At 70.7% G+C, this 12,470-nt stretch carries 16 protein-coding genes; 11 read left to right on the forward strand and 5 right to left on the reverse strand.

From position 1 onward, the window contains the following. Window positions 1–26: 26 nt before the first annotated feature. From ACJX2R_RS42930 to ACJX2R_RS42980, 11 genes are read left to right on the forward strand one after another with little or no spacing between them, the layout of a single operon-like run. On the forward strand, window positions 27–530 hold the full coding sequence (locus tag ACJX2R_RS42930) for a hypothetical protein (RefSeq protein WP_413104481.1): 504 nt from the start codon (window positions 27–29) through the stop codon (window positions 528–530). A 5-nt stretch (window positions 531–535) separates the two neighbouring features. Continuing rightward, window positions 536–1,570: an SRPBCC family protein gene (locus ACJX2R_RS42935; protein ID WP_413104482.1), complete on the forward strand. Its 1,035-nt coding sequence runs from the start codon at window positions 536–538 to the stop codon at window positions 1,568–1,570. Between the two features lie 30 nt (window positions 1,571–1,600). Next, window positions 1,601–2,044 carry a gas vesicle protein GvpJ gene (gene gvpJ, locus ACJX2R_RS42940; protein WP_413104483.1) on the forward strand — a complete coding sequence of 148 codons (444 nt, stop codon included), beginning with the start codon at window positions 1,601–1,603 and terminating at the stop codon, window positions 2,042–2,044. Beyond that, on the forward strand, window positions 2,044–2,841 hold the full coding sequence (locus tag ACJX2R_RS42945; RefSeq protein WP_413104484.1) for a GvpL/GvpF family gas vesicle protein: 798 nt from the start codon (window positions 2,044–2,046) through the stop codon (window positions 2,839–2,841). Before gvpJ ends, ACJX2R_RS42945 begins: the two co-directional genes overlap by 1 nt. A 2-nt stretch (window positions 2,842–2,843) precedes the next feature. Next, window positions 2,844–3,095 (forward strand): gas vesicle protein GvpG, encoded by a 252-nt coding sequence (locus ACJX2R_RS42950; protein WP_262701262.1) that lies wholly within the window; start codon window positions 2,844–2,846, stop codon window positions 3,093–3,095. A gap of 3 nt (window positions 3,096–3,098) precedes the next feature. Continuing rightward, a complete protein-coding gene (locus ACJX2R_RS42955; RefSeq protein ID WP_413104485.1) occupies window positions 3,099–3,581 on the forward strand; it encodes a gas vesicle protein in 483 nt (160 codons plus the stop codon). Beyond that, window positions 3,578–3,970 (forward strand): gas vesicle protein, encoded by a 393-nt coding sequence (locus tag ACJX2R_RS42960; protein WP_262701259.1) that lies wholly within the window; start codon window positions 3,578–3,580, stop codon window positions 3,968–3,970. The genes ACJX2R_RS42955 and ACJX2R_RS42960 overlap by 4 nt, the downstream gene beginning before the upstream one ends. Further along, window positions 3,967–4,776 carry a GvpL/GvpF family gas vesicle protein gene (locus ACJX2R_RS42965; protein WP_413104486.1) on the forward strand — a complete coding sequence of 270 codons (810 nt, stop codon included), beginning with the start codon at window positions 3,967–3,969 and terminating at the stop codon, window positions 4,774–4,776. The genes ACJX2R_RS42960 and ACJX2R_RS42965 overlap by 4 nt, the downstream gene beginning before the upstream one ends. Continuing rightward, a complete protein-coding gene (locus ACJX2R_RS42970) occupies window positions 4,773–5,006 on the forward strand; it encodes a gas vesicle protein (protein ID WP_413104487.1) in 234 nt (77 codons plus the stop codon). Before ACJX2R_RS42965 ends, ACJX2R_RS42970 begins: the two co-directional genes overlap by 4 nt. Beyond that, a complete protein-coding gene (locus tag ACJX2R_RS42975) occupies window positions 4,972–5,301 on the forward strand; it encodes a gas vesicle protein K (RefSeq protein WP_413106098.1) in 330 nt (109 codons plus the stop codon). The genes ACJX2R_RS42970 and ACJX2R_RS42975 overlap by 35 nt, the downstream gene beginning before the upstream one ends. 42 nt (window positions 5,302–5,343) lie before the next feature. Beyond that, window positions 5,344–6,435 carry a DUF5937 family protein gene (locus tag ACJX2R_RS42980; RefSeq protein ID WP_413104488.1) on the forward strand — a complete coding sequence of 364 codons (1,092 nt, stop codon included), beginning with the start codon at window positions 5,344–5,346 and terminating at the stop codon, window positions 6,433–6,435. Between the two features lie 21 nt (window positions 6,436–6,456). On the opposite strand, the gene ACJX2R_RS42985 is transcribed toward ACJX2R_RS42980, so the two are convergent. Genes ACJX2R_RS42985 through ACJX2R_RS43005 form a run of 5 tightly spaced genes read right to left on the reverse strand, consistent with a single transcriptional unit; the run spans window position 6,457 to window position 12,301 of the window. Then, window positions 6,457–8,358, reverse strand: coding sequence for a CocE/NonD family hydrolase (locus ACJX2R_RS42985; RefSeq protein ID WP_413104489.1), 1,902 nt, complete (start codon window positions 8,356–8,358; stop codon window positions 6,457–6,459). Window positions 8,359–8,366: 8 nt separating this feature from the next. After that, entirely contained in the window at window positions 8,367–9,311 is a 945-nt protein-coding gene (locus ACJX2R_RS42990; RefSeq protein WP_413104490.1) for a transporter substrate-binding domain-containing protein, read from the reverse strand. Between the two features lie 46 nt (window positions 9,312–9,357). Then, on the reverse strand, window positions 9,358–10,611 hold the full coding sequence (locus tag ACJX2R_RS42995) for a dipeptidase (RefSeq protein WP_413104491.1): 1,254 nt from the start codon (window positions 10,609–10,611) through the stop codon (window positions 9,358–9,360). Then, on the reverse strand, window positions 10,608–11,396 hold the full coding sequence (locus tag ACJX2R_RS43000) for an amino acid ABC transporter ATP-binding protein (protein ID WP_317259559.1): 789 nt from the start codon (window positions 11,394–11,396) through the stop codon (window positions 10,608–10,610). The genes ACJX2R_RS42995 and ACJX2R_RS43000 overlap by 4 nt, the downstream gene beginning before the upstream one ends. Beyond that, the gene (locus ACJX2R_RS43005) at window positions 11,393–12,301 is read right to left on the reverse strand and encodes an amino acid ABC transporter permease (protein WP_413104492.1); all 909 of its coding nucleotides are present in this window, start codon (window positions 12,299–12,301) and stop codon (window positions 11,393–11,395) included. Before ACJX2R_RS43005 ends, ACJX2R_RS43000 begins: the two co-directional genes overlap by 4 nt. Window positions 12,302–12,470: the final 169 nt, after the last annotated feature.

Here is a 12,470-nt window from a genome sequence, read left to right on the forward strand (position 1 = left end):
GTTCAGCTCCGGGAGGAGGAGCGATCATGAAGAACTCCCGGGTGGCACTGGCCTTCGCCAGTGGCTATCTCTTCGGGCGCGGCCACAGGGGGACCTTGGTCCTCGGCCTCGCCGGTCTCGCCGCGGGCAAGCGCCTCAGCTCCGGCATCAGCCCATCGGGCGCCCAGCAGCTGAAGTCCTCCGAGCTCGGCAGGCTCGGCCAGGACATCGGCAGCCGGCTGGTCTCCGCGGGCCGGGAAGCGGCCATGTCGGCGGCCAGTAACCGCATGGACGCCCTGAGCGACCGGCTGGAGCGGCGCGCCGCGACCCTGCGCACCGGTGGTGCGGGGGACCGGGAGCCGGAGGCCGGGGAGCACGAGGAACCGAAGGAGAACGAGGAACGCGGCGAGCGCGAGGAGCGCGGGAGCGGACGGTCCCGCGAGGGCGGGCAGCGCGAGCGCGCCGGCAGACAGCGCAGGCCGACCGACCGTCCGGCGCAGACCAGCAAGCGGACCGGCTCCGAAAGGCCCGCGCGGCGAAGCCAGAGGTGAGGGCCATGGCTGAGGAAACCAAGGGGCGGGCCGGAGAGCTCGCCCGGGACCTGCCCACCGACCGTCTGCTGAAGGAGGCGCAGGGCCTGCTGGCGGCGCTGGGCGAACGGGCCCTGGAATCGGTCACCCATATGGGCAACCCCGGGACGGGCGCGCTGAAGGGCGGTCTCGAGCAGGTCAGGGACAAGGTCGTCGACACGGCCAAGGATCAGATGAAGGACCAGGTCAAGGGGAAGGTCAAGGAGAAGGTCGTCGACAAGGCCAAGAGCATCATCCCGGGCCTCGGCGGCGGTGGCGGCGACGGCGGGGGCAAGGGCGGAAAGAAGCTCAAGGTCACCAACATCGTGGAGCAGATGGACGTCGGCGCGCCCCTCTCCCTCACCTACAACCTCTGGACGGAGTGGGAGAACTTCCCCTCGTACATGAAGAAGGTCGAGGACGTCGAGAACGAGGCCGACGAGGACCGCGAGGACGAGGCCGGGACGGAATCCGAATGGAAGGCCCAGGTCTTCTGGTCGCACCGCAAGTGGCGCGCCGAGGTCATCGAGCAGGTGCCGGACAAGCGCATCATCTGGAAGTCGCGGGCCGACAAGGGCCATGTGGACGGCACGATCACCTTCCATGAGCTGGCCCCCGACCTCACCCGCATCCTGTTCGTCCTGGAGTACTGGCCGCAGGGCTTCATGGAGCGCACCGGCAACCTCTGGCGCGCCCAGGGCCGCCGGGTGCGCCTGGAGATGAAGCACTTCCGCCGCCACCTCATGCGCGAGGTGCTGCTCGACCCCGACGAGGTCGTGGGCTGGCGCGGTGTGGTGCGCGACGGCGAGATCGTCGAGGACGACGAGCGAGAGGGACGGGAGGAGCCCGAGGAGGAAGAGCCCGAGGAGCCCGAGGAGCGCGAGGAGCCCGAGGAGGGCCACGAACGCTACGACGAATACGGGGACGAGGAGCCCGAGGAGTACGAGGACGAAGAGCCCCGTGACGAATACGAAGAGGAGTACGAGGACGAGGAGCCCGCCCGGCGCCGCGTGCGCCGCTGACGGACCCCGCCCCCGGAACGGGTGAGCGCGGTGACCGTAGCACGGCAGCAGCAGAGCCAGTATCTGGACCGGGCGAGTTCCAGCGCCCTGGTCGACGTGGTCGACCTGATCCTGGACAAGGGCCTGGTCATCGACGTGTATGTGCGGGTGTCCCTGGTGGGCATCGAGATCCTGACCATCGACGCCCGTATCGTCGTCGCCAGCGTGGACACGTATCTGCGGTTCGCGGAGGCGACCAACCGACTCGACCTCGCCCGCAGCGGCACCGAAACCCATGGTCTGCCCGGCCTCATGGACCAGATCCAGGAGAGCGGCGGCAAGAAGAAGACCAAGGGCGCCCTGGAGGGCGTCAAGGAATCGGTCTCGGATCTGCTGCGGGACGATGACGACGAGGACCGGGAACCCGAGGCCGAGGAGCGGGAGCAGCCCCGGCGCACCAGGGGTTCCCACAGCCACAGGGAGCGCGAGCGGTGATGGCCGAGGACGAACGTGCCTGCTACGTGTACGGGGTCGTCACGGACGACCGGCCCGATGAGTCGGTCAAGGACCTGCCCGCCGTCGGGGATCCGGAGGCCCCGGTGACCCTGGTCCGCCGGGGCGGCCAGGCCGCGGTGGTCAGCGAGGTGCCCGTCGACAAGCCGCTGGGCACCCCGGAGGATCTGCGCACCCACGCCAGGGTGCTGGACCACCTGGCCGCGCAGGGTTCACCGGTGCTGCCGTTCCGGTTCGGCACCGTGGTGCGCGACACCGCGGCGGTGACGGACGAGCTGCTGGTCGAGGGGCACGACGACTTCGCCCGCGGCCTCGACCGGCTCCGCGGCCGTACGCAGCTCACCGTCCGGGCCCGCTATGACCAGGACGCCGTGCTGCGCGAGGTGGTGACGGAACAGCCGGAGGCCAGACGGCTCCGCGACGAGTTGCGGGGGCTGCCCGAGGACGCGGGCTACGAGCAGCGGATCGAGCTCGGTCAGCTCGTCATGGACAGCATCGCCGCGAAGCGGAGCGTGGACGCGCTGGAGCTCGACCGGCGGCTGGCGCCGTACGCGCTGGGCTCGGTGTCGGAGGAGCCGGCGTCCTCCGAAGGGCTGGTCAACGCCTCGTTCCTGGTGGAGGACGCGAAACGGCAGGCGTTCGAGGAGGCGGCCGAGGAGCTTGCCGCGCACTGGCACGGCCGGGTCCGGATGCGGCTGCTCGGCCCGCTGGCGCCGTACGACTTCGTGGCCGACGCGACGGCCGACGCGACGTTCGAGGGGAAGGAAGGCGACGAGTAGCCATGGGACTGTTCACCGGCCTGGCCACGCTGCCGCTGGCCCCGGTGCGCGGCGTCGTCTGGATCGCCGAGCGGATCCATGACGAGGCCCATCGGCAGCTGTACGACCCCGAGGTGATCAAGCAGCGGCTGGAGGAGGTCGCGGAGGCCCGGGAGAGCGGGGAGCTCACCGAGGAGGAGGCGGGCCGGGAGGAGGACGAGCTGGTGCGCAGGCTGATGTCCCAGGGGCCGCCCGGCGGGGGCCTGGAGGTATGAGCCGTGCCCCGCGAACGGCCCCGCGAGGAACGCCACCGCGAGGAGCGCGACCGGCGCGAGCCCGAGCGCGACCGGCGCGAGCCCGAGCGGGACCGGCGCGAGCCCGAGCGGGACCGGCGCGAGCCCGAGCCGGACCGGCACGAGCCCGAGCCGGACCGGCGCGACGGCAAGCCGGAGCGGCGCGAGCCCGAGCGGGAGCGCCCCGGCCCCCACCCCCGGCGTCCCGCCCTCGTGGCCCGCGACGCCGCGCGCAGCGCGGCCCGCCATGTGCGGGGGCTCACCGGGCGGACCCCGGAGGGCGTCACCTCGCTGGAGCGCACGGAGGACGGCTGGACCATCGGCATCGAGGTCGTCGAGACCCACCGGATCCCGGACTCCACCGACCTCCTCGCCGAGTACCAGGTCGAGCTGGACGACCGCGGCGAACTCCTCTCCTACCGCCGCACCGAGCGCTACTACCGGGGCAGGGCGGAGAACCGGACATGAACCAGAGCTCCGACTGGAACCCCCCGGTCCGGCGCACCGGCGCCGGGCGCGAACCCGCCCGCGGGGGCGCCGAGCCGTCCAGCCTGGCCGACATCCTGGAGCGGGTGCTCGACAAGGGCATCGTCATCGCGGGCGACATCCAGATCAACCTGCTGGACATCGAACTGCTGACGATCAAGATCCGGCTGCTGGTCGCCTCCGTGGACCGGGCCAAGGAGATGGGCATCGACTGGTGGGAGCACGACCCCTCACTGTCCTCCGGCGCCCGGGACGTCCTCGAGGAGAACGAGCGGCTGCGGCGGCGCGTGGGCGAGCTGGAGGACGGCCGCGGCGCACGCCGGGAGGACGACCACGGGACCCACGGCGCGGAGCGGGAGGACGGACGGTGAACGGTTCCCTCGCCACCTGGCTGTACGCGGTGACGGCCGCCCCGGAGGAGGGCACCCCGCCGAGGGAGCTCACCGGTGTGGCGGACGAGCCGGTACGCCTGGTGGAGAGCGCGGGGCTGGCCGCCGTCGTGGGCTCCGTACCGCTGGCGGACTTCGGCGAGGACGCGCTGCGCGACCATCTGGAGGATCTGGAGTGGCTGGAGCGCACCGCCCGCGCCCACCACCGGGTGATCAACGGCGCGGCCCGCCACGGCCAGGTCATCCCGCTGCGCTTCGCCACGCTCTACCACGACGACGACCGGGTCCGGGCGATGCTCCAGGAGCGCCGGGACGACTTCACGGCCACGCTGCGACGGGTGGCGGACCGCACCGAGTGGGGCGTCAAGGCGTATGTCGACCCCAGGTCCTTCCTGCCCGACCCGGACGAGCCCACCGACGGCGAGGAGAGCCCCGGAACCGCCTATCTGCTGCGGCGGCGGGCCCAGCGCCAGGACCAGGAGACCGCGCATCTGCGCGCGACCGAGCGGGCGGAGGAGGTCCATGCCTCGCTCGCCGCGCTGGCGGTGGCCACGGCCGCCCATCCACCGCAGGACACCGCGCTGGCCGCGTACGAGGGCTGGATGGTGCTGAACAACTCCTATCTGGTGCCCGACGCCCTCGGCGAGGAGTTCACCGCCCTGGTGGCCGACCTGGGGGAGCGCTACCCCGCCATCACCCTGGAGGTCAGCGGCCCCTGGCCGCCGTACTCCTTCACCGCCCCGCCGAAACCGGTGGAAGAGGCCCACCCGGAGGAGACGCCGTCGTGACCCGGGCGATCGAACGGCGGGAGGTGGCGCTGGTCGACCTGCTCGACCGGGTGCTCGCCGGAGGCGTGGTGATCGCGGGGGAGATCACCCTGAGCATCGCCGACATCGACCTGGTACGGATCTCGCTGCGCGCCCTGATCGCCTCCGTACGGGTGGAGAACGAGGAGGGGTGGGAGGGGGACCGCCATGATCGCCATGATCGTCACCAAGGGGACCGCGATGACGGATGACCGCGCTCCCCGGCGGCCCGGCCGGCGGATCGAGGTGGACGAGGAGTCGGTCCGCAGGAGCCTCGCCGGTCTGGTGCTCACCATCGTCGAACTGCTGCGGCAGCTCATGGAGCGGCAGGCGCTGCGCCGCGTCGAGCAGGGCGGCATCAGCGATGAGCAGATCGAGGAGCTGGGGCTGACGCTGATGGCCCTGGAGCGGAACATGGCCGAGCTGCGGGAGCACTTCGGGCTGACCGAGGACGACCTCAACCTGGACCTGGGCCCGCTGGGCCCCCTGCTGCCCCGGGACCGCTGACCGGACGGGTCGGTTCCCGCGGCCGCCGAGTAATGTGCGGGTGTGGGGATCACGCTCAACCTCCAGCGCGCCCAGCCGGCCGACGTGCACGTCGGCCGGTCATCGCTGGCCGAGCTCATGTCGGTGCTGCACATCATGGCCGAGCCCGACCACCACCCCGAGGCCCAGCGCTGGACGCGCAGGCTCGGGACGGCGCTCGCCCCCTCCCTCGCCCATGAGATGAGCGCACTGTCCCCGCTGTGGGCCCGGCTCCGCTGCCGGCTGCTGTTCCCGCTGGAGCTCCCGCTGGACCAGCCCTTCGAGGACGAGCTGCGCCATCTGGAGAAGCTGCCGCTCGAGGAGTTCGTGGGCCTGTGCTCCCAGGGGGTGCTCGGCTTCCGTGAGGCCGTCCCCCCGGCCGGAAGCCTGCTCACCGACCCCGGGGCCGCCGAGCGCTATGTGGAGCAGTGCGAGCGGCGCTCCTTCCGGCGGGGCGAGCTGGCCCACGACCTGGTGGCCTCGCCCGAGGGGCTGCGCGACCGGCTCCTGTGCTTCCTGGAATCCTGCGCCGAGGCGTTCTTCGCCTCCGAGTGGCGCACGGTCCGCGACCGGCTGGAGTCGGCCGCCGCCCGGGTCCGCGCCGACATCCGGCGGCGCGGTCTGGCCGAGGTGCTGGCCGGGCTCAGCCCCACCGCGGTGGTCTCCCGGGGCGGCTCACGGGTGCGCTACGACAAGCTGGCCGTCGCCGAGATCGAGATCGGCCCCCGCCCGCTCTTCCTGCTCCCCTCCGTCCATGTCTGGCCGCATCTGACCGTCAAGGACGAGGAGTGCCACCCCGTGGTGCTCCAGTTCGCCGCCCAGGAGGGCGGCACGGCCGATCAGCTGACCCAGGCCGAGCTGCGGGCCCGGATGTCCGCGCTGGCGTCCCTGGGCCGGATGGAGCTGTGCCGCCATCTGCTGGGCGAGCCCATCACCACCTCCGAACTGGCCCAGCGGCTGGGGCTCGCCGATACGCAGGTCTCCCGCACCCTGCGCCAGCTCAGGGACGCCGGGCTCATCGAGTCCGAGCGCGAGGGCAAGTACGTCTACCACCGGCTGGCCACCAGCACCCTGCTCCGGCTGGGGCAGGACGTGCTGACGACGATCATGCGGTGACGGCCCTACGCCGGCCGCCCATCAGCCCGGTTGGGTCCACAGCAGCACCGCCGAGGGGTGGTCCGCGTCCATGTGGACGCGGTTGGTCGCCACCACCTTGCGGCGGCTCACCGCCTCCGGCACCCCCGTATTGGAGTTGACGTCGAACCGGGGGAAGTCGCTCGAGGAGATGTCCACCCGCAGCCGGTGCCCGGCCTCGAAGCGGTTGGCCGTGTCCGGCGCCGGGATCTCGATCTCGTAGACCTCGCCCGGCTCCAGCGGCTCCGGGCGCTCGAAGGACTTGTGGAAGCGGCAGCGGAAGATGCCCTCGGTGAGGTTCATCGCGAAGCCGTGCGGATAGTCCTCGTTCGGCGGATGCACATCGACCAGCTTCACCGTGAAGTCGGTGTCCGGCGCGGACGAGGAGATGAACAGCCGCGCGGTGACCGGCCCGGCCACCACCAGCGGCTCCTCCAGCGGCGGGGTGGCCAGCGAGATCACATCGGGCCGGGAGTTCAGCGGCAGATACGGCGGGCGGGCACCGTAGAACCGCTCGTCCGGCACCTGGTCGAAGGCGCCGCCGACCATCACCGGCTCACCCGAGGTGACCTGGCCGCCGAGCGTGGGCACCGGGTCGTTCGGGTCGAAGTCGTACTCCACCCAGGCCCGTGCCGCCGTCGGCCGCTCCGGGCTCAGCTCGCCCGAGGGGTGGCAGTAGTACGCGGTCTCTCGGGTCCCGGCCGGGGGCCACTGGGTGTCGGTGTGCCACCGGCCGCCGTGCCGCATCCGCCCGGCCTCGTCCCGCCGGCCGTCCCCGCCGCCCATCAGGAAGTACTGGACCCGCGGGATCGACTCCGGGTCGCCGCCCCCCAGCACCGCGTCGAACCACCGCCGCCGGAACGACAGATACGAGGCGTCCACATTGCCACTGAGGGTGGCGGCGGGCCCGAAGTCCACGTCACCGGCGAAGGTGACACAGCGCAGCCCGTGTTTCCACGGCCCCATCACCAGATACGCCGGGGACCGCTTGAGCCGGCCCATGGCGGTGAAGTTCTCGATGGTGGAGCGGACATACGGGTCGTACCAGCTCGACATGTGCAGCGTCGGCACGTCCGGGAAGCGGTCGTAGTGGCCGCGCCCGTAGATGGCCGGCTGGCGCCAGTACGCCCCGAAGGCGTCATGGCGCCACTGGTCCAGCAGATAGCGCTCGTAACTGTCCACCTGGCGCAGCGGTGAGACGCCGGTCCGCCACGGCAGTACGGTGAACCAGTCGCGCAGATCCGTCCCCGCGAACGCCTTGCGCACCAGCGGGTCCCGCTCCGCCTCGGGGCTCTCCTCACCGTGCCGGAAGGCCCAGGTGATCTGCTTGAGCTCGAAGGCGCCGCCCATCCGCATCCCGGCCTCGTAGGCGCTGGCGAAGCCGCCGGAGTCCATGAACATCGCGGACAGCCCGGCGGGGGACTCGGCCGCGGCGGCCGTCTGGGCGTGGGCCGAGTAGGACACGCCCATCATGGCCACCCGGCCGTCGCACCAGGGCTGGGCGGCGATCCAGTCGATGGTGTCCGCCCCGTCAGGACCCTCGCCGAGGTACTTCACGAAGGTGCCCTCGGAGTCCCCGCGGCCCCGGCAGTCCTGCCGCACCACGTGGTACCCCGCGCGGACGAAGAACGCCGAGGTCTCCTCGGGCGTGGGCACCGGCTCGTCGTGGCGGCTGCGGTCGGAGTCGCGCATCTGCCGGCGGCCGTAGGGGGTCCGCTCCAGGATGACCGGGCGGGGGCCCGGCCGCTCCCGGTCGGTGAAGAGATCGGCGGCCAGGACGATCCCGTCCCGCATCGGGACGCGCAGAGTGCGTCGCCACACCCGCTCGTCCAGCGGGCGGGCGGGCTCCTCCCGGGCCGCCCGCCCTCTGTCGCCGGTCGTTTCGGTCTGACTGGTTCGTGCCATGGAAGATCTCACTGGGTCTGGGATTGCTTGGAGCCGTTGAGGGCGATCTGGTCCCGGGTGACGGTGGACAGCGGCAGCCCCCACTGGCCGAAGAGCTTGGCGTAGGTGCCCGATTCGTACAGCTTCCGCAGCCCCTTGACGATCACGGGCGCGAGCCCGACGCCCTTCTTGGCCTGGATGCCGTAGATGGCCGTCGCGGCGGGCAGGTCCAGCATGTCCTTCAGCTCGAGCGTCTCGAAGCGGTCGTGCGAGTTCTGGCTCACCGAGGTGTTGGAGGCGCTGGGCGCGGCCACCGCCTCCACCCGCTTGCTCTGGAGAGCCAGCGAGGCGGCGGGCAGATCGGTGTAGAGCTTCACGTCCACCGACGGCTTGCCCTTCGCGGCACACCGCTTGTTCTGCGCCGCGAGCACGTTCTGCGTTCCGGCGCCCTTCTCGACGCCGACCTTGTGGCCGCAGACATCGAGGCCGTTCTTGGGGCGGAAGGGGCCGTCCGTGAGCACCATCATCGTCACACTGCTCTGCGCGAAGTCGGCGAAGTCCACCTCCTTCTGGCGTTCGGTGAAGTCACCGGAGGGCGCGCTGAGGTCGATCCGGCCGGACTTCAGCCCCGGGATGACCGCGTCGAAGTTGGTCCGCTCCACCTTGATCTTTATGTCGAGCAACGAGGAGAGCTGCGCGGCCAGGTCGGGGACCAGCCCGGTGATCTTCCCATCGGACTCGAAGGTGACATACGGCGCGTACTCGCTGACGCCCATGACCAGCGTCTTCTTGGTGTAAGCCGGGGGCACCTCGGCGGCCAGCGCGCTGTCCTTGGGCTCAGGGGCGAGCGTGACCGCCGGACGGCTCTTGCTGTCCTTGCCGTCCTCGGGGGTGTCGTCCACCGAACAGGCCGACAGGCTGAGGGTCAGACAGGCCAGCAGGGCGCATGCGGCGACATGGGGACGGTTGCGCATGGGTGCTCCATTCCGGGAAGTGGGGGGTGCGGAGGTACGGGACCGGTCAGCGGCCCCAGACGGTTTCGGCGACGCGCCGTACGTTGCCCCCGGCCAGCTTGGCCACGTCCGCTTCGGAGTAGCCGCGGTCGAACAGCCACCGGATCATATTGCCGACGGCCTCCGCGGGGTTCTCACAGCCCCGTACGTACTCGACCTCCTCGTGCGGCGGCAGTTCGGGGGCCTTGCCGTCGTGCGCGTCGTCCTTGCCGAAGAGCGGGGCGAACGTCCGGTGCCAGGCCGTGTGATCGCCGAAGTTGGTGTCCGGCCCGAAGGCCACATGGTCGATGCCGACCAGATCGATACAGCGCTCGATGTGCTCCATCACCGAGTCCAGATCGTGCCGGGGGTGCCGGGCGGTGACGGTCGTGTGCGGCGCCGCCTCGACGCCGATGAACCCGCCGGACCCGGCGCAGGCCCGGATCACATCGTCGGGCTTCATCCGCGGGGTCGGCCACAGCGCCCGGGACCCGGCATGGGTGATCACCACGGGGGCGGTGGAACGGCGCACGGCGTCCAGGGCCGTCGCGTCCCCGCTGTGCGAGACATCGACGATGATCCCGAGGTCGTTCATCCGGCGCAGCGCCCGGCGGCCGAGCAGGGTCAGACCGGTGTCCCCGGCGTCGGCGAGCCCCGACCCCAGCTGGTTGCTCTCGCTGTAGACCAGGCCGAGCAGCCGTACGCCCAGACCGTAGAGCAGATCGAGCCGGTCGACGTCATTGCCGATGGGGGAGGCGGACTCCAGGGTCAGCACCACCCCCACCTGGTGGCCGGCCCGCGCCCGGTCGGCGTCCTCGAGGGAGCGGACGGGCGCCACCAGCCGCTGATGGGCGAGGTCCGCCTGGCGCATGGCCAGATCGCTGACCGCGTCGTCCCAGTCCCAGGGGGCATGGGAGCGGATCATGCTCACCGCGGCCGGGCCGCCGTCGAAGAACAGGTCCACCCCCGAGTGGGCGATGCCCTCGTAGGGGATCGACTCCCGGCCCTGGCGGCGGTACGCGGCGAAGTCGCCCGGATCGGCGGGGCGCAGCGAGAGGTGGTCATGCGCGGAGACCACCAGATGGCGCTCCTCGAAGTCCCGCGCGCGGACCTCGACGTCCTCGCTCCACTCCAGCGCGGCCCCGGGGACCCGTCCGAGCGCGGGCGCCAGCTCGAAGGCGTGGTAGTCCTCCCCGGCCGCCAGGTACTGGTACGAGCGGTAGGAGTCCCACAGCTTCAGGCGCCGGGCGGTCTTGGTGGGCAGGGGGAGTTCGGTGCTCATGGGCTGACCTTCGACAGGAACATGCGGGTGCGGTCGTGTGAGGGAGCGCGCAGCAGCGCCTCCGGGGTGCCCTCCTCGACGATCCGGCCGTCGTCCATGAAGACGATCCGGTCGGCCACATCGGCGGCGAAGCGCATCTCGTGGGTGACGACGACCAGCGTCATACCGTCGCGGGCCAGATCCTTGATGACGCTGAGGACCTCCTGCACCATCTCGGGGTCCAGGGCGGAGGTCGGCTCGTCGAAGAGCATCACCTTGGGGCGCATCGCCAGGGCGCGGGCGATGGCCACCCGCTGCTGCTGGCCGCCGGAGAGCTTGTCCGGATAGCTGTCCAGCTTGTGGGCGAGCCCCACCCGGGTCATCAGCTCCTCGGCCCGCGCGTCGGCCGCGGCCTTGGAGAGCCCGAGTACCCGGCGCGGGGCCTCCACGATGTTCTCGCGGGCGGTGAGGTGCGGGAACAGATTGAAACTCTGGAACACCATGCCCATCGCCGAGCGCTGGGCGGCCAGTTCCCGGGCGCCGAGGTCATGCAGGGTGCGCCCGCGCAGCTGATAGCCGATCACGCTGCCGTCGACCACCACCACGCCCTGGTCGGGCACTTCGAGGTGGTTGACACAGCGCAGCAGTGTGCTCTTCCCGGATCCGGAGGGGCCGATCAGGCAGACCGTCTCACCTCGGTGGATATCCAGGGAGATGCCGTGCAGCACCTCGGTGCCGCGGAACGACTTGCGGATCCCGCGCAGGGAGACGATGGCCTGCGATTCCATTTGCGATGCCGCGGTCATACCGAGTGCTCGATCCTCTTCACTTTCCCGACCTTGTCGGCCGAAATCAGGGTGTGTCGTCCCAGACGTCGTTCCAGGCGCTGCTGAAGAAGAGTAATGGCGCCGGTGATGATCATGTACCAAATGGCTGCCACGATCAACAGTGGAACGGTCTGGAAGTTCTTGGCGTAAATCAGCTGGACCGAGTAGAGCAGGTCGGCCAGGGTGATCACGCTGACCAGGGAGGTGGCCTTGAGGAGAGATATCAGCTCATTTCCCATCGGGGGGACGATCACCCGCAGCGCCTGCGGGAGGGTGATGCGGAAGAAGATCTGAGTCGGTGTCAGCCCCAGTGCGGACGCCGCCTGACGCTGTCCATCCGGCACGGACAGCAGTCCGGACCGGATCAACTCCGCGATGTAGGCGGTTTCGTGGAGGGTCAGGCCGATGATCGCGGCGGTCAGCGGGCCGATGACGCTGTTCGAATCGAAGGTGACGAAACGCGGCCCCCAGGGAATTCCCAGGGAAAGCGTCGGAAAGAGGGCCGCGAGGTTGTACCAGAAAAGCAGCTGCACCAGCATCGGAATGGAGCGGAAAACCCAGATGAAGGCGGCCGCGGCCATGGACATGAGCCGGGAATTTCCCATGCGCATCAAGGCGACCACGGTGCCGCACACCAAAGAGAGAACCATGGTCGCTGCGGTCATTCCAATGCTGACCCCGATGCCCTTCATCACCCGGATCTCGAAGAAGTATTTGCCGACGGTTTCCCACTCGAAACGGGGGTTGGTGATTATCGTGGTCACCGCCATCGCGGCCAGTACCAGCACGATCGCATTGGCCACCAGAAGTCCGGGACGCCGTCGCTTCGCGCGTTTGAGCACGGACGGCTCGGGTAGTGCATCGACGTTCAGGACTTTGGTCATGGCATGCCTTCGGACGGTCGGGTCGCGGCAGAATTACCGCATCCTAAAACCGCACCCACGGGCGCCCGGCAACAGTTGACACAGAACCGTCAACCGTAAACGGGGGGAATGCGTCCGTCCGCCCGGAGCGGCCGGGCGGACGGACGGACACGCGTTGGCGGAGGGCGCC

The sequence above is a fragment of the Streptomyces sp. Inha503 genome (assembly GCF_047215865.1).
Classification (GTDB): Bacteria; Actinomycetota; Actinomycetes; order Streptomycetales; family Streptomycetaceae; genus Streptomyces; species Streptomyces lycopersici.